The sequence below is a fragment of the Cupriavidus oxalaticus genome (assembly GCF_004768545.1).
In the GTDB taxonomy this organism is placed as follows: Bacteria; Pseudomonadota; Gammaproteobacteria; order Burkholderiales; family Burkholderiaceae; genus Cupriavidus; species Cupriavidus oxalaticus_A.
Genome location: NZ_CP038634.1, coordinates 94,732 through 115,049, shown reverse-complemented (window position 1 = coordinate 115,049; position 20,318 = coordinate 94,732). Strand labels below are relative to the sequence as shown.

At 70.2% G+C, this 20,318-nt stretch carries 17 protein-coding genes; 11 read left to right on the top strand and 6 right to left on the bottom strand.

Annotation, left to right across the window (positions count from 1 at the left end; genetic code table 11):
• The first annotated feature begins 32 nt into the window (after positions 1 to 32).
• Entirely contained in the window at positions 33 to 593 is a 561-nt protein-coding gene (locus E0W60_RS00510; protein ID WP_135702622.1) for a hypothetical protein, read from the top strand.
• Between the two features lie 28 nt (positions 594 to 621).
• Here the strand turns inward: E0W60_RS00510 and E0W60_RS00505 are convergent, their stop codons facing one another.
• On the bottom strand, positions 622 to 1,527 hold the full coding sequence (locus E0W60_RS00505; RefSeq protein WP_135702620.1) for a LysR family transcriptional regulator: 906 nt from the start codon (positions 1,525 to 1,527) through the stop codon (positions 622 to 624).
• A 204-nt stretch (positions 1,528 to 1,731) separates the two neighbouring features.
• Here E0W60_RS00505 and E0W60_RS00500 point away from each other — a divergent pair, with 204 nt between their 5' ends.
• From E0W60_RS00500 to E0W60_RS00470, 7 genes are all read left to right on the top strand, one after another.
• Positions 1,732 to 3,711 (top strand): FUSC family protein, encoded by a 1,980-nt coding sequence (locus tag E0W60_RS00500; RefSeq protein WP_135702618.1) that lies wholly within the window; start codon positions 1,732 to 1,734, stop codon positions 3,709 to 3,711.
• A gap of 28 nt (positions 3,712 to 3,739) precedes the next feature.
• Entirely contained in the window at positions 3,740 to 3,958 is a 219-nt protein-coding gene (locus E0W60_RS00495) for a DUF1656 domain-containing protein (RefSeq protein WP_135702616.1), read from the top strand.
• Positions 3,955 to 4,845: an efflux RND transporter periplasmic adaptor subunit gene (locus tag E0W60_RS00490; protein WP_135702614.1), complete on the top strand. Its 891-nt coding sequence runs from the start codon at positions 3,955 to 3,957 to the stop codon at positions 4,843 to 4,845. The genes E0W60_RS00495 and E0W60_RS00490 overlap by 4 nt, the downstream gene beginning before the upstream one ends.
• Positions 4,842 to 6,317 carry an efflux transporter outer membrane subunit gene (locus tag E0W60_RS00485; protein ID WP_135702612.1) on the top strand — a complete coding sequence of 492 codons (1,476 nt, stop codon included), beginning with the start codon at positions 4,842 to 4,844 and terminating at the stop codon, positions 6,315 to 6,317. Before E0W60_RS00490 ends, E0W60_RS00485 begins: the two co-directional genes overlap by 4 nt.
• Positions 6,318 to 6,509: 192 nt before the next feature.
• Entirely contained in the window at positions 6,510 to 6,851 is a 342-nt protein-coding gene (locus E0W60_RS00480; protein WP_135702610.1) for a hypothetical protein, read from the top strand.
• Positions 6,852 to 6,955: 104 nt separating this feature from the next.
• Positions 6,956 to 7,150 (top strand): hypothetical protein, encoded by a 195-nt coding sequence (locus tag E0W60_RS00475; protein ID WP_135702608.1) that lies wholly within the window; start codon positions 6,956 to 6,958, stop codon positions 7,148 to 7,150.
• 122 nt (positions 7,151 to 7,272) lie between these two features.
• On the top strand, positions 7,273 to 7,608 hold the full coding sequence (locus E0W60_RS00470) for a cupin domain-containing protein (protein WP_133093184.1): 336 nt from the start codon (positions 7,273 to 7,275) through the stop codon (positions 7,606 to 7,608).
• A 16-nt stretch (positions 7,609 to 7,624) separates the two neighbouring features.
• Here the strand turns inward: E0W60_RS00470 and E0W60_RS00465 are convergent, their stop codons facing one another.
• The 4 genes from E0W60_RS00465 to E0W60_RS00450 form a co-directional block, all read right to left on the bottom strand.
• Positions 7,625 to 11,470: a response regulator gene (locus E0W60_RS00465; RefSeq protein ID WP_135702606.1), complete on the bottom strand. Its 3,846-nt coding sequence runs from the start codon at positions 11,468 to 11,470 to the stop codon at positions 7,625 to 7,627.
• A gap of 5 nt (positions 11,471 to 11,475) precedes the next feature.
• Positions 11,476 to 12,609, bottom strand: coding sequence for an HD-GYP domain-containing protein (locus tag E0W60_RS00460; RefSeq protein WP_135702604.1), 1,134 nt, complete (start codon positions 12,607 to 12,609; stop codon positions 11,476 to 11,478).
• A gap of 219 nt (positions 12,610 to 12,828) precedes the next feature.
• Positions 12,829 to 13,152, bottom strand: coding sequence for a thioredoxin family protein (locus tag E0W60_RS00455; protein WP_133093187.1), 324 nt, complete (start codon positions 13,150 to 13,152; stop codon positions 12,829 to 12,831).
• 146 nt (positions 13,153 to 13,298) lie between these two features.
• Positions 13,299 to 15,620, bottom strand: coding sequence for an ATP-dependent DNA helicase (locus E0W60_RS00450; protein WP_135702601.1), 2,322 nt, complete (start codon positions 15,618 to 15,620; stop codon positions 13,299 to 13,301).
• A 193-nt stretch (positions 15,621 to 15,813) separates the two neighbouring features.
• On the opposite strand from E0W60_RS00450, the gene E0W60_RS00445 reads away from it, so the two are divergent.
• On the top strand, positions 15,814 to 17,400 hold the full coding sequence (locus E0W60_RS00445; protein WP_135702598.1) for a fatty acid--CoA ligase: 1,587 nt from the start codon (positions 15,814 to 15,816) through the stop codon (positions 17,398 to 17,400).
• A gap of 14 nt (positions 17,401 to 17,414) precedes the next feature.
• On the opposite strand, the gene E0W60_RS00440 is transcribed toward E0W60_RS00445, so the two are convergent.
• A complete protein-coding gene (locus E0W60_RS00440; protein WP_135702596.1) occupies positions 17,415 to 18,380 on the bottom strand; it encodes a DNA-binding protein in 966 nt (321 codons plus the stop codon).
• 101 nt (positions 18,381 to 18,481) lie between these two features.
• Here E0W60_RS00440 and E0W60_RS00435 point away from each other — a divergent pair, with 101 nt between their 5' ends.
• Positions 18,482 to 19,597, top strand: coding sequence for a site-specific integrase (locus E0W60_RS00435; RefSeq protein ID WP_135702594.1), 1,116 nt, complete (start codon positions 18,482 to 18,484; stop codon positions 19,595 to 19,597).
• Positions 19,598 to 19,830: 233 nt separating this feature from the next.
• Entirely contained in the window at positions 19,831 to 20,256 is a 426-nt protein-coding gene (locus tag E0W60_RS00430) for a hypothetical protein (protein WP_135702592.1), read from the top strand.
• Positions 20,257 to 20,318 lie beyond the last annotated feature (62 nt).

Below are 20,318 nucleotides of genomic sequence, written 5' to 3'. Positions count from 1 at the left end.
GCTACAAAAAAACTAACCCACCCTGCCCCTTTATGCGCTTTACCCCAGCCGCCTCGACGGCGACGCCCCACCGCTCCCTGCCGGTCCTTGTTTCCGTGGCCGCCGCGTTGGCCACATTCCTGGCCACATCCCTGGCCGCCACCGCCGCGCCGGCAGCGCCGCCGGTGGAGGGCCAGCAGCTTTCCGGCCTCGCCACCCTGCTGCTCGGCACCGTGCGCGGCAAGCCGACCGGCATGACCGGCGTCACGCGGCTGACGGCCGGCAATGCCGACCGCGAATTGCGGATGGCCTGCCAGGAGCTGATGCGCGCCGGCCCGCTGGACCTGGACGACACCACGCGCTTCGAGGGCTGCGTGACCCGGCCTGGCAAGATCGTCGAGTTCCAGCTCAAGGTGTCGGGCGTGGATGCCACGCGCGACGGCACGCGCGAATACATGGCATCGGCCAAGCCGATCCTTGAGCGCGGTATCTGCCGCAATCCGGACGTGCCGGTGCTGGGCAAGCTTGGCGTGACGCTGCTGTACCACTACACCGCGGGGCGGCAGTCGCTGGTGCGGCTGAATATCGCGCCGGACCAGTGCCGGCGCAAATAGGCGCGCACTGAGGCACACACTGGCGCCGCTACCGCTTTCCTCCTTCCCCGAGGACTTCATCGCAGACCGCCAGCCACGCGCGCGCCGCGTGCGACAGGTAGCGTCCCGGCGACCAGATGTGCGCCATGGTCCAGTCCATCGCCGGTTCAGTCAGGCGCGCCATGGCGAGCGTGTCCTGGCCCTGCAGCCGCTCGGCGAGCGGCTGCGGCAGGAAGGTGGTGCCAAGTCCTGCCGCCGCCATCGACGCCAGGAAATCCCAGTGGCCGCTGCGCGCCACGATGCGCGGCTCGATGCGCGCTTCCACAAAGGCCTGTTTGAGCTTGCGCGTCAGCGAAAAGTCGTCGGTCAGCATCACCAGCGGCTCGTCGCGCAGCGCGCCCAGCGTGACCGTGCGCCCGCGCGCCCACTTCGCCTTGCGCGGCCCGACCGCCCAGATCGGGTGCCGGCCGAACTGCCTTGTCTCCAGCGCGAGGCCGCTGTCTCCGGGCAGCACCGTGGCGCCGACCTCCAGTTCGCCGCTGGCGACCAGTTGCTCGACCACCTGCCCGCCGTGCTCGTCCAGCGTCAGCTGCAGGTTGGGATAGCGCTGCCGGAACGCGCTGACCGCCGGCGAAAAAAACAGGTTGACCATCGGCGGGATGCCGACCGTCAGCTGTCCGCGGCCCAGCGATGACAGGTCGGCCACCTCCAGCGTCAGCCGGTGGACCACGCCGAGCGCTTCCTGCCCGCGTTCGTAGACCACGCGCCCCACGTCGGTCAGGCGCACGCTCTTGCCTTCGCGGATCAGCAGCGGCTGCCCGACCTCGTCCTCGAGCTGCTTCACCATCTTGCTGATGGTCGACTGGGTGACGAACAGCGAACCCGCCGCCTGCGTGAAGCTGTGCAGGCGCGCGGTCTCGACGAAATAGCGCAGCGCGCGGATATCGATAGGCATGTGGATCTGAGGCTGGACCGTGGCGGCACCGCATCCATGAACAAAGCGAATGGTGAAGCCAATATTAAATCATGAATGGAATGCCAAGGGTTTGGCTACACTTCGCTTCCACACATCGCCCCTGCCCGACTGCGCCGCCATGAAGCGTGGAGTGGCAGGCGGCGCTGCGCGCCCCCAAACTCCTTGTCTTCAAGACCCTGTTCCATGGCTAGCTGGCCGAATGCACGACAGTGGCTGTTCTCGCTGAAGGCATTCGCCGCCGCGATGCTGGCGCTCTATATCGCGCTGGCGCTGGGCCTGCCGCGCCCGTACTGGGCCATGGCCACGGTGTATTTCGTCTCGCACCCGCTGACCGGCGCGACCCGCTCGAAGGCTGCCTATCGCGTCGCCGGCACGGTGCTCGGCGCGACCGCCGCGGTCGCGACCGTGCCGCAGCTGGTCAACATGCCGATCGTGCTGATGGGTGCGATCGCACTGTGGATCACCGTGCTGGTGTACCTGTCGCTGCTGCAGCGCTCGCCGCGCAGCTATGTGTTCCTGCTGGCGGCGTACACGCTGCCGATCGTGGCGCTGCCGGCTGTCAGCCAGCCGGCCGGGATCTTCGATATTGCCGTGGCGCGCATCGAGGAGATCGTGATCGGCATCGTCTGCGCCGGGCTGGTCGGGTCGATCGTGTTCCCGGCCAAGGTGGCGCGGGCGCTGCGCGCGCGTGCGCAGAGCTGGCTTGCCGACGCCAGCGGCTGGGCCGCGGCGATCCTGCGCGGCAGTCCGCGCGCCGACGATGGCCGCCATCGGCTTGCGAGCGACATCCTGGCGCTGGACCTGCTGATCACCCAGCTCGCCTATGACACCGAAGGCAGCCGCACGCTGCGCCATGCGCGCGCGCTGCGCCAGCGCATGACCATGCTGATGCCGTTGCTGTCGTCGCTGGAAAGCGTGCTGCAGGCGTTGCGCGGCCTGCCCGGCGGCCTGCCGGCGCCGCTGCGGCAGGCACTGGATGCGACCGCCGCGTGGCTGGACAGCGGTGCCGCGCAGCCGGCTCCGACACTGCACGACTGGCGCCTGGACGCAGGGGACGGCGGCTGGCCCGCGCAACTCGCCACGACCGCCGCCGGCCAGCTGCAACGCCTGTGCCCGCTGTACGCGGAATGCCTGGCGCTGCAACGCGGCATTGGAGAACGCGGCCCCGAGGCGCCGGCCGCCACCAGCTGTCCGGCACCTGAGGCACCCGACGGCGCCGGCCATCACCATGACCACGGCATGCTGCTGTTCGGCGCCGCGTCCAGCGGGCTGGCGGTGTTCTGTGCCGGATTGCTGTGGATTTTCTCGGGCTGGGAAGACGGCGCCGGCGCGGTGGCGGTGGCGTCGATCGCGTGCTGCTTCTTTGCCGCCATCGACGAACCGCGCCGCATGGCTGCACCCTTCCTGCGCTGGAGCCTGGTGTGCCTGCTGGTGGCCTCGGGCTACCTCTTCGTGGTGGTCCCGCACGCGCATACCTTCGAGGTGCTGGCGGCGATGCTGGCGCTGCCCTACCTCGGCATCGGCCTGCTGGTGGCGCGGCCGGGCTTCCAGCTGATCGCGATGCTGCTGTCGGTCAACACCGCCTCGTTCGCCAATGTGCAGGCAGTCTTCGACGCGGATTTCCTCGGCACCTTCAATGCCTGCCTGGCGAGTGCCGCCTCGATGCTGTTCGCACCGCTGTGGGCGATGGCGGTGCGCCCGTTCGGCGCGCGCGCGGCAGCGCACCGGCTGGTGCGCGCGAGCTGGCAGGACCTGGCGCGGGCGGCCACGCTGCGCGCGGCTGATGGCGACGCAGGGCTCGGCGCACGCATGCTCGACCGGCTCGGCCAGCTGGTGCCGCGCCTGGGGGTCGCTGGCGACCCGCTCTCTGCCGACGGCTTCCATGCGCTGCAGGTCGGCTATTGCGCGCTGGCGCTGCACAAGGCGCTGCCGAACCTCCCGCTTGCGGCACGCAAGCCGGTGCGCCGGGTGCTGGCGGCAGTCGCGCGGCATTACCGGTCACGGCTGCGCAGCGGCCATGCCGTGGCGGCGCCGGCGGCGCTGCAGCGCTGGGTCGCCGATGCCATCGCCGCGCTGCCACGCCAGGACAGCGGTGCGCTGGGCGCGCTGGTGGTGCTGCAGGTAACGCTGCAGCCCGCGTGCCCGCCGGCGCGCGCAGCCTGATCCCACTCATCGCTTTTGCCGCTCCCCGATGCTCAGTGAAATCGATCTCTATGGCGTGTTCGTGCCAGGCGTGCTGGTGCTGATGGTGCTGGCCTTCGCCGTCGCCACCGCGATCCGCATGGCGCTGGCGTCGCTGGGCTGCTACCGGCATATCTGGCACCGCTCGCTGTTCAACCTTTCCCTCTATGTGATCGTCCTGGGCGCCGTGGCGGCAGTCTTCGCCGCGGTGCCGGGACTGCCGTCATGAAACTCCGACTCCGCCCCCTGCTTCCCTTGCTGCCGACGCTGCTGGCCGTGCTGGCCGCCGTGCTGGTGCTGCGCCACCTGTGGGACTACTACACGGCCGCCCCGTGGACCCGCGACGGCCATGTGCGCGCCGATATCGTCCAGGTCGCGCCCGACGTTTCCGGGCTGGTCACGCGCGTGCTGGTGCGCGACAACCAGTACGTGCGGCGCGGCGAGGTGCTGTTCGAGATCGACCGCGACCGCTACGCGCTGGCGCTGCAGCAGTCGCTGGCCACCGCCGCCACGCTGCGCGCGACGCTGGCCCAGGCGCGGCGCGAAGCCACGCGCAACCGGGCGCTCGACGGGCTGGTGGCGGGCGAAGTCGCCGAACAGGGCCGCGCCCGCGTGGAGCAAGGCGAGGCCGCGCTGGCGCAGGCCGAGGCCACGGTGCGGCTGGCGCGGCTGAACCTGGAGCGCACCAGCGTGCGCAGCCCGGTGGCCGGCTACCTCAACGACCGCCTGCCGCGGCTGGGCGACTACGTCTCCACCGGCCGCCCGGTGCTGTCGATGGTCGACGCAGCGTCGTTCCATGTGGAAGGTTATTTCGAGGAAACCAGGCTGCACCGCATCCATATCGGCAGCCCGGTGGACGTCCATATCATGGGCGAGCCGCGGCACCTGCGCGGGCATGTGCAGAGCATCGCCGCCGGCATCGAGGACCGCAACCGCAGCGCCGGCTCCAACCTGCTGCCCAACGTCAACCCGACCTTCAACTGGGTGCGGCTGGCGCAGCGCGTGCCGGTGCGGATCGTGCTGGAAGACGTTCCGGCCGACGTCAGGCTGGTGTCGGGCCGTACCGCGACGGTGTCGGTGCGCGAACCCCGGCGCCAGGCCGCCGCACGATCATGAGCGCGCGCCGTCGCTGGCTAGCGTGCGCGGCCGCGTGCCTGTGCGCCTGCACCACCGTGGGCCCCGACTACCACGTGCCCGGGCAGGCCGCGTTCAAGGCGCCGCAGGCCAACGGCGCGCTGCAAGGCGGCAATGCGCATGGCGTCGACATCGGCCCGGTCCCGGACGACTGGTGGCGCCTCTATGACGACGCGCGGCTCGACCAGCTGGTGCGGCAGGCGCTGGCGGCCAACACCGACATCCGCGCCGCCTCGGCCAACCTGCGGCGCGCGGTGGCGCTGCTGCATGAAGTCGAGTCCGAGAACCTGCCGCAAGGCGGCGTCGACGCCAGCGTGGCGCGCGCGCAGCTGTCGGCCCAGAGCTTCCTGCAGACGGTCAAGCCGCCGGTGTTCAACCTGGGCGATTTCGGCTTCGGCGTGTCTTACATGGTCGATTTCTTCGGCAAGCTGGCGCGTGCCGACGAGGCCGCGCTCGCCAGCGCCGAAGCCAGCGAAGCCACCCTCGACCTGGTGCGCGTCAGCGTTGCCGCGCAGACCGTGCGCGCCTACGTGCAGGGTTGCGCCGCCACTCATGAACTGGCCGTGGCCACGCAGCAGCTTGCGGTGCAGGAGCAAACACTGGACGCTACCCGCCGGCTGGTCGCCGCCGGCCGCGCGCAGCCGCCCCACGTGGCACGCGAACGCGCCCGCACCGAAGCGCTGCGCGCCGCCTTGCCGGCCTTCGCGGCGGAGCGCGCCGCCGCACATCACCGCCTGGCGCTGCTGCTGGGCAAGGCGCCGTCGGCGCTGGCGCCGGACGAGGTCGAGTGCCATGCCGAGCCGGAACTGCACGCGCCGCTGCCAGTAGGCGACGGTGCCGCGCTGCTGCGGCGCCGTCCCGATATCCGCCAGGCCGAGCGCGAACTGGCCGCGGCGACCGCGCGCATCGGCGTCGCCACCGCGGACCTGTATCCGTCGATCCGCATCGGCGCCAGCGCCGGCCTGACCGGCGTGCTCAGCGACCTCGGCAGCGGCCCGACGGCGCGCTGGAGCCTGGGTCCGCTGCTGAGCTGGTCGCTGCCGACCAACGGCGTGCGCCACCGCATCCACGGCCATGAGGCGGCCGCCGACGCCGCGCTGGCCCGCTTCGACGGCACAGTGCTGCGCGCGCTGCAGGAAACGGAGACGGCGCTGTCCGCCTATATCCGCGCGCTGGAGCGGCGCGAGGCGCTGCATGCCGCGCGCGAGCAGGCCGGCGAAGCCGCGCGCCAGCAGGTGCGGCTGCAGCAGGCCGGGCGCATCCCCTTCCTCGACCGCCTCGACGCCGAGCTGGCGCTGGCCGATGCCGAGGCCGCGCTGGCCGCGGCCGAAGCACAGGTGTCATACCGCCAGGTGGACCTGTTCCTCGCGTTGGGCGGCGGCTGGCAGGCCGGCCGCAAAGCCTCGCCAGGACCGTCGGAAGGCGCTTCGCATAACGATGAAAAAAGCGACTGACTTTTGTCCTTTTAAATCATCACCGGAATGGATCGGCGTGACTACACTTCGTCCCGTGCCCCGCGCGTTGCGCGCCCGGCACCGCCCACAAGGCGAAACGGACGGCGTGCGGGCAGGCAGATCCGCCCACCCCGCACGGACCGCAGCAAGCTGCGTAAACCGTGCCGTCCCCTTACCCAAGACACAGCAGACATGCATAACAACGATCTCAAAGCCCTCCTTGCCACGACACTCTCCATCGCCGCCCTCGGCGCCGGCATGCTCGCCTGCGGCCCGGCCGCAGCGCAAGGCCTGAGCGACCACGGCACCGACGAAGCCGCCCGCTACGGCTACAACCTGCAGCACAACGGCAAGCGCGATCCCTTCACCGAGGGTGCGCACGTCAACGGCAAGCGCGATCCGTTCACCGACGGCGCGCATGTCAACGGCAGGCGCGACCCGTTCACCGACGGCGCCAACCAGCCGGCCGCCGGCATGGACCTGGCGGGCATGGACCGCACCGGCGTCTCGGCGCCGCCGGCACACGCCGCCTGAAACTTGCTTCCGTCCGCCGCGGCGCTCGCCGTGGCGGCACTGCTGGCCGGAAGGACCTTTTCGGCCAGCCCCCCAAGCCTCCCACTCGCTTCGACGACATCCCCATGAAAGCCATCCTGATCGCCATGCTCGCCCTTGGCGCCCTTGCCGCATCCCTGCCCGCCAGCGCGGGCCCGGACTGGTCCGTGATCGAGCGCGCCCGCGCCGAAGCACGCGCCCGCCATGCGATTCCGTGCGCACAAAACGCCCACGCGGCGCCCGCATCGGCGGCCCCGGCTTCGCCGACTGCGGCACGCTGAACGCTACTGAGGCGCGCGCTCCGGTGCTAGATTGGAAAGGCGTGCTGGCGGCAAAAGCCAGCAGCGCCTGACAACGCACATAGCACACGACCCCACGACCCCACTTCAGCGAGGAGCCGCGCATGTCCCTCCCTCACCTAGCTTCCGGACAGATCGCCAGCGTGCTGCCCCTGGGCACGCGCCTGGACCAGACTGTCACCCAAGCCCTGTTCAAGGAAGGCCCGCTTGAAGTGATGCGGCTGGTGCTGAAGGCGGGCAAGCATGTGCCGCCCCATGCGGTGGACGGCCCGATGACGGTGCAGTGCCTGGAAGGCGAAGTCCGCCTGCGCGTGGACGGCGCCGAACGCGGACTGCGCCAGGGCGACCTGCTCTACGTCGGCCCGTGCGTGCGCTATGACCTGACCGCCGACACCGATGCATCGGTGCTGGTGACGATGGTGCTGCCGGCCGGCCGCTGACGGCCTGGGCCGGGTATCAGCCCTGGCCAGATGCCGTGACGGGCAGCACGTCGTCGAGGATCGCGAGCGCAGTGGCGTAGTCGTACGCTCCGATCGCGCCTTCCAGTTCGGCCAGCATGCCGGCAGGCACCACCGCGTCCAGTGCGGCGCGCTGCGCGGCGAGGGTCGATCCGGCTTCGCTGGCGCCTTCGCGCAGCTGCCGCCGCAGCCGGATCAGCGCCCGCGCAGCGGATCCGGCGGAAGGCTGGACCGTGGATGGCGGCGCAGGCGTTACATCCGGCAGGTGCAGGCGCAGTGCCGCCAGGAGATCCGACATCGCCGCTTGCAACGCGGCAGCCTGCAGCGCGACGCCGCCCTCATCACCGCCGCCGTCGCGCAGCGTGCTTTCCAACGCCGCGGCGGCGCGCGACACTGCCATCGCGCCCAGGTTGCCCGCCACGCCGGCCAGCTCGTGCACAAGCTGCGCGGCTTCGCCGGTATGGCCATGCGTGAGCTTCGTGAGCTGCGTGCCGGCATCGGCGTATCGGTCGCGCAGCCGCGCCAGCAGACCCCGGTAAGTCTCCGGCTGCCCGCCGGCGCGCTCGAGCGCATCCCCGATATCCAGCACACCCGTCGCGGCGAGCGCGCCAAGCCATGCCGGCCACTTCGGCGCCACGGCCGGCACCTCGCCGTCGCGGGTCAGCCAGCGATGCACGGTGGCAAAGAACACCGGCGGGCTGATCGGCTTGGCGATATGGTCGTCCATGCCGGCCGCCAGGCAGCGTTCGCGGTCCTCGGGCAAGGCGTTGGCAGTCATGGCGACCACCGGCAGCGCGGCAAGCCGCGCATCGGCGCGAATTCGCCGCGTGGCCTCGACGCCGTCCATCACCGGCATCTGCATGTCCATCAGCACCAGGTCATACGCATGCGTGGCCAGCCGCTCGAGTGCGGCCCGCCCGTTGCCGGCGGTGTCCGGCGTAATGCCGGCCTGCTGCAGCAGGTGTACCGCGACCTCGCGATTGATTTCGTTGTCCTCGACCAGCAGCACGCGCCGCTGCGGCAGCGACCAGCCCGGGCCGGGCGCCGCGCGCTCCGGCTCGGCCCGCGGCGGCATGCCGGGTTCGGCGGCGAGCACCCGCAGCGTGGCATCGAACAGCACCGACGGGCTGACCGGCTTGAGCAGCAGCGCGTCGAAGCCGCCCTGCTCGCCGGCGCGCAACACCGCCTCGCTGCCGTTGGCCGTCACCATCAGCGGCCGCGGGCGCGGCCCGCGCAGCGCCAGTCCGGCCAGCCGGCGCGCGGTCTCGATGCCGTCCAGGCCGGGCATGCGCCAGTCGATAAAGGCGGCGTGGTAAGGATCGCCCTCGGCATCCGCGGCCTGGATCGCCGCCAGCGCCGCTTCGCCCGAGGCGGCCTGGTCGGCGCGGAAGCCGAAGCGGCGCAGCATCGCGGCGATGACCTGGCGCGCGTAGCCGTGGTCGTCGACCACCAGCAGGCGGCGTCCGGCCAGTTCTGGCCGCACCAGCAGCGCCGGGGCGCGCTGGCTGCCCGGCCGCAGCGACAGCTCGAACCAGAACGTGCTGCCCTCGCCAGGCGTGCTGTCCGCGCCCAGCGTGCCCCCCATCAGATGCACCAGCCGCTGGCTGATCGCCAGGCCCAGGCCGCTGCCGCCGTAACGGCGCGTGGTCGAGCTGTCGGCCTGCTCGAAGTTCCGGAACAACCGCCCGATCGCCGCGGGCGCGATGCCGACGCCGGTGTCGCGCACCGCGAAATGCAGCCGCACCCGCGGCGGGTTGCCGTCGCCATTGCTGTCGCCGTCGCCGGCACAGGGCGCCACGCGCACCACGCGCACCACGATCTCGCCGCGCTCGGTGAACTTGACCGCGTTGGTGGTGAAATTGATCAGCACCTGGCGGATGCGCAGCGGATCGCCGCGCAGCGCGTCGGGCACGTCGGGGGCGACCTCGACGATCAGCTCGAGCTGCTTTGCCGCGGCCCGCTCCGACACGAGGTCGCCCACGGTGCGCAGCACGCGCTCCAGCGAGAAGTCGATCTCTTCCACTTCCAGCTTGCCGGCCTCGATCTTGGACAGGTCGAGGATGTCGTTGAGGATGCCAAGCAGGTGCTGGCCCGAGCGCTCGATCTTCCCGACATAGTCGCGCTGCCTGGGATCGAGCTGCGTGCCCAGCGCCAGATGGGCCATGCCGATCACCGCGTTCATCGGCGTGCGGATCTCATGGCTCATGTTGGCCAGGAAGCTGGCCTTGGCCTGCGCCGCCGATTCCGCGGCGTGCTTGGCCTCGGCCAGCTCGGCGTTGGCGATGGCGAGTTCGCGGGTGCGCTCGGACACCTTGTGCTCCAGCGTCTGCGACAGCTCCTTCAGCTCGCGATGCGCCCGCACCTGGCTGGTGATGTCGATGCCGACCGAACCCACGCCGACCACTTCGTTGGTGGCCGGATTGCGCACCGGGAAGCGCATCACCTGCAGTTCGCGCGCGCCCTCCGCCGCCTGCATCGTGTAGATGTGTTCCTCCGCCTGCCCGCTCGCCATCACCCGCTCTTCGATATCCCAGCGCTCCTGCGTGCCATCGGGCATCGCCGGCAATTCGCGGTCGGTGCGGCCTAGCGCCGCGCGCTCGGGCTGTCCGATCAATGCCTGCGTGGCCGGGTTCAGCGCCAGGAAGGCGTGGTTGCGGTCCTTCAGGTGCATGATGGCGGGCGAATGGTCGAGCATGGCGCGCAGCCGCTCCTCGCTGTGCGCCAGGCGCAGCTGGCCGCGGCGCAGCGCCCACGCGGCCAGGCCGATCAGCAGGAGGATCGCCAGTGCCATGCCGATGACCACGGTGCGGGTCGACAAGTACGAATGGAAGGCCTCCTCCATGTCCTGCTCGACGATCAGCCCGCTCGCCAGCGCCGGCACCCACAGCCCGGCGCCGGCCACGCGCCGGCCGCGGTAGTCGCGGTAGCCGAAGGCAAGCTGCAGGGTCTGGTGCGACAGCACCTGCTGCGCCAGCCGGGTCAGCGGCGCTCCCGGCGGCAGGCGGTAGGTGCCGTTGCCGTCAGCCGCGGGAATCCGCGCCACGGTATGGAACATCGACGCCATGCCGGGCGCCAGCAGCCCCTGCGCGGCCAGTTCTTCATCGAAGCGCGCGGGCGACACCAGGCGGCCCTGGCCGTCGATCATGTACAGGTCGCCGCTGCGGCCATAGCGCGCCGCCATGACGATCTGCAGCATGACCACATGCGGGTCGATGCGCAGGCACAGGGTGCCGGCCGCGCGCCTGGCATCCTGTCCGGCAAGATCCGACAGCCGCGCGCATACCACCTGGAATGTCGGGACGCCGGCACGACCGCTGGCATTGGGGATCGGCTGCGGGCCGGGATACGGCGCGGACACCGCGGCGCCGTCGTGGCGCGCACGCTGCGCGGTGCGGGCGGACTCGGGCAACAGCAGCTGGCCGGTGCGGTCGGCCAGTTCGGAGGCCACGATGCGGTCGTCCGCGTTCACCAGCGCAAAGCCGATATAGCCGTGCGAACGCATCAGCGGCGCGATCCAGCGGGCAAATTCGGCAGCCTGCGCCGGGGTGGCGCCGCCATGGCTGGCCAGCAGCGGCAGCGCCAGCCGCACGGTGTGGTCCATTGCGGCGATCGACACGGCGCGGCGGCGCTGCTCGCCCGCCCAGACCTCCAGCAGCCGCGCGGTGGTGTTGACGGTGGCGCCCAGGCGCGCGCCCACGCTGGCCTGCTCGTTCTCGCGCACCACCGACGCTGCACCGAGCGCGAGCAGCCATACCGCCACCGCCAGCAGCGCGGCATAGGCGAGCAGCGGGCCGAACGGCCGCACGCCGGCGCGGCGGCGCAGTGCCATGCGCAGCGATGGCATGCCGGTCAGCCCTGCGCGGGGGCCGGCACCGGCTCGGCGCCGGACGGATCGGCATATTCCAGCGCGATCGCATGGAATTCGCCGGTGATCGCCAGGAAGGCGTCGATCACGCGCGGGTCGAAATGGCGGCCGCGGCCCTCGCCGATGATGCGCACCGCGTCATCGTGCGCAAACGCGGGCTTGTAGACGCGGCGCGAGATCAGCGCGTCATAGACATCGGCTACCGCCATCAGCCGCGCCGACAGCGGGATCGCTTCGCCGGCCAGGCCGTCGGGATAGCCGCTGCCGTCCCATTTCTCGTGGTGGTGATGCGCGATCTCGCGCGCGTAGCGCAGGAAGGAGCTGGTGGTGCCGCACTGCGCCTCGGCATCGGCAATGGCATCGCGGCCCAGCGTGGTATGGGTCTTCATGACCTCGAATTCTTCCGCGGTGAGCTTGCCGGGCTTGAGCAGGATGCGGTCGGGGATGCCGACCTTGCCGATATCGTGCAGCGGCGCGGACTTGAACATCAGGTCGATGGCCTTGTCGTCGAGCCTGCCGGCGAAATGCGGCTCGTGCTGCAGCTTGCGCGCCAGTGCGCGCACATAGTGCTGGGTGCGGCGGATATGGTTGCCGGTCTCGTTATCGCGGGTCTCGGCCAGCGCCGCCAGCGCGATGATGGTGGCGTCCTCGATCTGCTCGATCTCGCGCGTGCGGCGCTGCACCTCGGCCTCGAGCCAGGCCGAGCGGTCGCGCAGGAAATCGTGCGCCTGCTTGAGCGCCAGCTGGCTGGCAATGCGCGCGCGCGCCACCGGCGCGCTGACCGGCTTCATGATGTAGTCGACCGCGCCGACCTCGAAGCCGAGCGCCTCGTCATGGGCCTCGGCCCGTGCGGTCAGGAAGATCACCGGCACGCACGCGGTGCGCGCATCGGCCTTGAGCTGGCGGCATGCCTCGTAGCCGTCCATGCCAGGCATCGACACATCCATCAGGATCAGGTCGGGTGGCGCTTCGCGCGCCAGTTGCAGCGCGGTGGCCGCCCGGGTCGCCACCTTGACGCGGTATGGGTCCTGCAGCAGCGCGACCATGGCCGCAATGTTTTCGGGAACGTCGTCGACGACCAGGACTGTCGGCCGCCGGTCGGTGCTTAGGGCGCTCATCTGTCGAAATTGGCGGTTGAGACCGTCTTGTTTCGTGCGCGCCGGGCGCGCGGGCCGTTGCCGGGCTGGCCGCCCCGCACAGCCAGCAGGGCCATTGCGCGGAGGCGACTTCTGCACAAACGGCAGAAATGCTCCGGCTTGTCCCCTCCCAAAGCAGGGTTGAGCGCCCTGCGCTGGCAGAAAATTGCCGCAATGTTAAGTATTAGCTACCCGACATGATCAACTGATGCGCCGCATGGCCTCCCGGATCGGATCCGCCTCGGTCGGCCTTACCAGCCTGGCCACTTCCTGCCCGTCGCGCAGGAACACCAGAGTCGGCCACAGCTTGATGCGGAACGAGCGGCCGAGCGGGCGTCCGCTGCCGTCCTCGACCTTGATATGGCGCAGCGCGGGATGCACCGCGAACGCTTCGGCGAGCGCCGGTTGCGCGCGCTGGCAGTAGCCGCACCATGGAGCGCCGAATTCGAGCACGGTGCCGCCGTTCAGCGCATCCACTTCGGTACGGGGCGGCTCGGTGGCCGCGTAATGCTGGGTCATGGGCATGGTCGGGTCCTTGATTCGATGACGACGGTTTGCGGTCGGCACGCATGGTCGCATTGCTGCCGGATTCGTGCCAGATCCGCACCGCCCCGGCAAGGCCGGCAAGCGGTCGGCAAGGGTCAGGCCAAAGCCCGCGCGCCGTGTAATTTCTACGCCGCCGGGCCGATTTGCCACCATTCCGGCAGCAGCCGGCGCACCTCCGGCGCGGCAAAGCGGTCGTCGATCAGGTAGACCACGCCTTCGTCCTGCTGCGTGCGGATCACCCTGCCCGCGGCCTGCACCACCTTGCGCAAGCCCGGATAGAGATAGGCATAGTCGTAGCCCTGGCCGAAGGCCGTCTGCATGCGCGCGCGGAACTGCTCGTTGACGGCGTTGAACTGCGGCAGCCCCAGCGTGGCGACGAAGGCGCCGATCAGGCGCTCGCCGGGCAGGTCCACGCCCTCGGCAAAGGCGCCGCCCAGCACCGCAAAGCCGATGCCTGCGCCGCCCGCGACAAAGGCTGACAGGAAAGCGGCCTGCGCCGCTTCGTCCATGCCGCGCGACTGGACCCAGTGCGGAATGTCGGGATGCGCCTGCGTGAAGTTCGACACGGCCTGCTGCAGGTATTCGTGGCTGCTGAAGAACGCGAGGTAGTTGCCGCGGCGCGCGCGGAACTGGTCCGCCATCAGCGCGGCAATGGCCGGCAGCGACTGGCCGCGCCGCGCATAGCGGGTCGAAATCCGGCTGGCGATGCGTACCGACAGTTGTTCCGCCCGGAATGGCGACGGCACCGCCACGCGCGCACAGTCGGCGGGCAAACCCAGCGTATCGAGGTAGTAGGCGGCCGGGTCCAGCGTGGCCGAGAACAGCGTGACGGAATGGGCCGCGGCAAAGCGCGGCCGCAGGAACGGCGCAGGGATGACGTTGCGCAGGCACAGGAGCGCATGGTTGCCGCGTCCGGCCTTTGCGGCGGCGGTTGGCCGCTGGATATCGAACAGCGAATTCGCATCGAGCTGCTCCGCCAGCCGGCCGAAATGCAAGGCATCGAAATAGAACCGCTGCAACGCCGGGTCGACCGACGCGGGCTGCTCGGTCATGTGCGCCAGCACTGCCGCGCAGCAATCATCGAGCGCGCGCAGCAGGGGCGCGGGCACTTCCGGCAAGACTTCATAGGCAACGTCGGCTTGCCGCGCCAGTGCCCCCCAGTGTCGCGCCAGCCGGGCCAGCGGCCTGGCCACCGCCGCGGGCGCGCCGCGCCGGGCGTCGCGCAGCGCCTGCGGATCCAGCTCGGCGGTGTACATGGCGCGGCCGCGCTCGACCAGGTTGTGCGCCTCGTCGACCAGCACGCCCGCGCGCCAGCCGTTGGCGACGGTCAGCGCGTACAGCAGCGCGCTGCGGTCGAAGTAATAGTTGTAGTCCGCCACCACCACATCGCTCCAGCGCACCAGTTCCTGGGCCAGGTAGTACGGGCAGATGCCATGCGCCAGCGCCAGTGTGCGCACCGCGGCACGGTCGCGCACCGGCACCTCGCGGGCGGCTTCGCGCGCGGCGGGCAGGCGATCGTAGAAGCCGCGCGCGAGCGGGCAGGATTCGCCGTGGCAGGCCAGCTCCGGATGCTCGCAGGCCTTGTCGCGCGCCACCAGTTCGATCACCCGCAGCGGCTGCGCGCCGTGGCTGCGCAGCGCCTGCGCCGCGTGCAAGGCGACGCCGCGGCCGGTGGAGCGCGCCGACAGGAAGAACGCCTTGTCGATAGCCTGCCCCGGCATCGCCTTGAGCAGCGGGAACAGTGTGCCGATCGACTTGCCGATGCCTGTCGGCGCCTGGGCCAGCAGGGTGCGCCCGGCGCGGTTGGCGTTGTAGACGGCCTGCGCCAGCTCGCGCTGGCCGGTGCGGAATACCGGATGCGGGAAGGCCAGCTGTGTCAGCGCAGCATCGCGGGCCTGCCGGTGTGCCAGTTCGGCTTGTGCCCATTGCAAAAAGCGTTCGCAGGTCTGGACGAAGAACGCATCGAGATCGTCCGCGCTGAAGTGCTGCACCACCGGGTGCTCGCGCTGCCCCACGATGTCGAAATAGACCACGGCCACGTCGATCCCGGGTAGCCCGAGCTTGCGGCACATCAGGCAGCCATAGATCTTTGCCTGCGCCCAGTGCAGGTGGCGGTGGTTGTCCGGCACGGCGGCCTCGCCGCGCACGGTCTTGATTTCTTCCAGGCGGTTGGCGTGCGGATCATAACCATCGGCCCGGCCGCGGACATGCAAGGGGCCGAAATCCGCGAACAGCGGCACTTCCGCCTGGTAGCCCGGTCCGCGCCTGCCGGTCACCAGCGCATGGCCGGCGACGCCCTCCTGCGCGGTTGGCGTCGGCACGAAGCGCAGGTCGAGGTCGCCCGCCTTGGCGGTGAAATCGCACAACGCGCGCACGGCGACGACGTAGGCAGGGGCCTGCTCTGGGGCTGGGACCGGAACGGGGGCGGCGGGTGTATCGACGGACACTGGGGTGGAACGGCTTGAGACTGTATGAATATACAGTATCAGGACCGATTCTCAGGCTCTGCGCGGCAACGGCGGGCATAAGGAAAGAGCAAATCGTTATTTCCATGTGCCCCGTACTGCGCCCTATAGTCTCCGGCTCACACAAGAATATCGGCTGGCCTGTTTTACCCGGCGGCCGGCACACGACTGGAGCATGACCTTGAACCGCGGCCTCACCCTTGGCGATACCCTTTCCTGGCCGGCACGCTACCTGCCCCGCAAGACCGCGCTGGTCAGCGGCATCGGCGCCGCGCGGCGGTCCTGGTCGTATGCGGAGTTCGATGCCGAGGTCAACCGCCACGCCCACGGACTGCAGGCGCTGGGCATCGGCAAGGGCGACGTCGTGGCCGCCTTCCTCTACAACACGCCGGCCTTCGTCTTCACGCTGCTGGCCACGGCGCGGCTGGGTGCGGTGTTCAACCCCGTCAACTACCGGCTGGCGGCGCAGGAACTGGCCTACATCCTGAACGACGGGGCTGCCAGGGCGGTGCTGTTCGAGCAGGAAGGCGCCGCCGTCGTGGAAAAGGCGACGGAACTGGCCCCCGGCACCGCGCTGCGCATCTATGCCGACGCGGACCCGGCTCCGGCTCTTGCCACGCACCGCCTCGACACGCTCGCCGCCGGCCAGCCGGCCACGCTGCCAGCGGCCGACGTCCACGAGGACGACCCCTGCATCCTGATGTACACCAGCGGCACCACGGGCCGCCCCAAGGGCGTGGTGCACACCCATCGCAGCAAGCTCCAGCATAACGCGATCATGCACCAGGCCATGACGCTGTCGCGCGAAGACGTGGGCCTGTCGGTGGCGCCGCTGAACCATACCGCCGAGCTGCACACCAGCTTCCTGCCGCGGCTGCAGGTCGGCGCCACGCAGGTGCTGCAGCGCCGCTTCGATGCGGGCGAAGCCTGGCAACTGGTGGAAAGCGAGCGCGTGACCCACTTCTTCGCCGCACCGACCATGGTCGGCATGCTGCTGAACCACCCCGGGGCGGAAACGCGCGACCTCTCGTCGCTGCGGCTGGTCGAATACGGCGGCGCCTCGATGGCGCCGCACCTGATCCGCGAATGGGACCGCAAGATCGGCGCCGGCCTGGTACAGGTGTATGGCACCACCGAGATGGGGCCGTGCATGTCAGTGCTCTACCCGCACGAACAGCTGACCCGTGCCGGCTCGGCGGGCCTGCCCGCGCTCGGCCATGACCTGGTGGTGGCGAAACTGCGCGACGATGGCGCGCCGACCGATCCCGCGCAACCGTGCGCGCCCGGCGAAGTCGGCGAGGTGCTGGTGCGCGGCGCCTGCATGATGCAGGGCTACCTGAACCGGCCCGACGCCAATGCGCGGGCGCTGGCACATGGCTGGTACCACACCGGCGACCTCGGCAGCCTCGACGCCGACGGCTACCTGTGGATCCGCGACCGCATCGACTACATGATCAACTCCGGCGCGGAGAACGTGTATCCGCGCGAAGTCGAGGACGCGCTGATCGAGCACCCGGCGGTGCTGGAAGTCGCGGTACTCGGCGAGCCCGACCCGACCTGGGGCCAGGTGGTGGGTGCGTACGTGGTGGCGCGCGGCGATGCGCCGGTCAGTGCCGAGCAGCTAGATGCCTTCCTGCTGCAGGGCGACCGGCTGGCCGCTTACAAGCGGCCGCGCCGCTATCACTTCCTGGACGCGCTGCCCAAGACCACCAGCGGCAAGATCCAGAAGCACATGCTGCGCGCCGGCGCGCAGGCGGCGTAGCGCTGCGCCGCAGCTCAGCCGCCCGGCACCGCGCGGATACGCAGCAGGCCGCTGGCGCCGCCGGCCAATGTGCCCCGGGCCGGGCGCCCACGCCGGCCCACGGCGGCCACGCCCGCGCTGGCTGCCTCCTTCTTCTGTTCGCGATATTCGGCAAGCATCGCCTCGCGCTGTCGGACGCGTTCCTCCAGTACGGCAATCGACTGGCTCAGGCGCGTCATTTCGCTGCCCTGGCGTGAAGCCGCTTCGGCAGCGTGCGCAAGCCGCTCCAGCGCGGCCTTGCGCTCTGTTTCCAGCAACTTCTGCGCATCCTTGCCCGCCACGCGGGCCGCATCCAGTTCCAGCGCCAGCCGGCGTTCGCTGGCCGTGGCGCGGGCGGTCATGGTTTCGCGCTCCTGGTCCCACGCGGCGCGTTCCGCGGCGAATTCACGCTGCAACGAGACCCGGGCCTCCAGCGCGGCGCCCGCCTCGGCGCGCAGCGTCTCGACCTGCTGCTGCAAGGCGGTAGCGCGGGCTTCGGCCTGCGCGCCGCGCTCCAGCGTCTCGTCCCGCGCGCGCGTCATTTCCGCCATGGCCGCTTCAGCACCGTCCAGCCGCGCCTGCATGACCAGCCGCTCCTGCTCCAGCACTTCCCGTTCCCTGGCCAATGTCGCCTGCGCCTCGGCCAGCGCCGTTTCCCGCTGGGCCAGCGCGGCTTCCGCCTGCGCCCGGGCGACCTGCAACGCGGCTTCCCACAGGTAGCGCGCCGCTTCAGTGACGGGTTCGGGGCAACCCGGCTTGGGCGCGAAGCCTTGCGGATCCTCCAATCGCCCGCCGAGCGCGGCAAACCAGGCGTCGAGGTGCGGACTGACCGTGTTGGGCGAACCGCGGCCCAGATGCAAGCGGATGCGTTCGATGGTCGGACGCTGGCCTGCCTTGAGCAGGCTGTCGGCGGCAGCCCAGACGTCGTCGCGGGTGATGCCTCGGGAGCGGAGTGTTTCCATGGTCAGGTCCGGGAAAGCCAAAATAAGGTTCGATAATGGAGACTTATCGAGCGCTATTCGTTGTCTCTGTATGATATGATACAGCATACGTCATATTTATTATGATATCAGCCAACCCATCCCAGCTTGCCTCCGATGTCGAACTCCCGGCGCCGCTTCGCCCGTCTGAACTGGATCCCCTCGCCGAGCAGGCCGCAGACGCGCTTCGCCGCGAAGGCGAGTCGCCCAACACCGTGGCGAGCTACCGCTCAGCCCTGCGCTACTGGGCTGCCTGGCACGGGTTGCGTTACCGCCAGCCGGTCCGCCTTCCGCTTGCTCCTGCCGTCGTGGTTCAGTTCATCGTCGACCACGCTACGCGGCAGACGCCGCACGGGCCTGTTTGCGAGCTGCCCCCGGCGATCGACCAGGCGCTGGTCGCTGATGGATACAAGGCACGACCCGGCGCGCCCGCGCTGTCCACGCTGACGCACCGCCTTGCGGTGCTGGCCAAGGCCCACCGCTTGCAGCAGTTGCCCAATCCGTGTGCCGACGCGTCGGTGCGCGAGCTGATGTCCGGCATCCGGCGCGCCTATGCGCGCCGCGGACAACGCCAGGCGCGCAAGGCCGCGCTGACGCGCGACCCGCTGCTGCGGCTGCTCGCTACCTGCGACGACTCGCTGCGCGGCATGCGCGACCGCGCGCTACTGCTGTTCGCATGGGCCAGCGGCGGCCGCCGCCGTTCCGAGGTCGCGCGCGCGACGGTGGAGAACCTGACGCGCATCGCACCGGGTGAATTTGTCTACGTGCTGGGCTGGTCCAAGACCAACCAGTCAGGCCGCGATCATGCCGATGCCGCCAAGCCCGTGAGCGGTGCAGCGGGGCAGGCGCTGGAGGCATGGCTGGCCGCATCGGGCATTGCGAGCGGACCGCTGTTCCGGCGCATCCGGCGCGGGGGCCATGTGGGTGAAGGGCTGTCCGACGGATTGTCCGACGCTGCCGTGAGCCGCATCGTCAAGGCGCGCTGCGCACAGGCGGGACTGGAGGGCGACTACTCAGCGCATTCGCTGCGCGCGGGTTTCGTCACCGAAGCGGCATCGCAACAGGTGCCGCTGGCCGAGACCATGGCAATGACAGGCCACGCCAGCGTCGCCACGGTGGTGCGTTATTTCCGCGCGGCGGACATGCAGCGCTCGCGCGCGGCGGACCTGCTCGGGGAAGCGGAAGAGAAAAACGGCTAGCGGGCGCAGAACGCGCCGCAAATGCGGGTATTTCGCTATCCCCGTGCGCTGGCCCGGGATGCGCCCGGTGCCTATACTGGCAGGCGCGCCGGCAATGCCAGATGCGATGGCCGGCAGCACCCTGAGATCCGGGCCACGTGATGGCGACCCGCCCGGACAAGCCCGCGATGTGCGCCGCAAGCGTGCCGGAGCGACCGAGCCGGCTGCCGGGCCATACCAGTGGAAACACGGAGATGGGCATGCCCAATGAACAATTCCTCGCCACCCAGGAAACTCGCCGCTCGGGGCTGCAAGCCTTGCGGGCGGCCTTGCTGCAAGTTCACAAGGAAGTCATCGGCTACGACCGCAGCCAGTACGAAAGGCTGAACGGCCCGATCCCTGCCGGACTGTTTGTCCAGCTGGTCACGGAGGACAACTTCTTTCGCTGGCTCGATCCGCTGTCGCGGCTGATCATCGAGGTCGATGAGGAACTTGAATCGAGGGAACATCACGACGACACCTGCCGCGCCGTGGCGCGCGCTGCCGAAAAGCTCTTTAGCGACGGCGCCGATCCGGGTTTTCGCAAGCGCTACCAGGAAGCATTGCAGGATGAGTCGGGCGTGATCGTGGCGCACGGGCGCCTGATGTCCGTGATCGGCCAGTTGCGGCAGCTGCCTTAGCTGCCTTAGCTGCCTTAGCTGCCTTAGCTGCCTTAGCTGCCTGGCTGCCTTAGCTGCCTGGC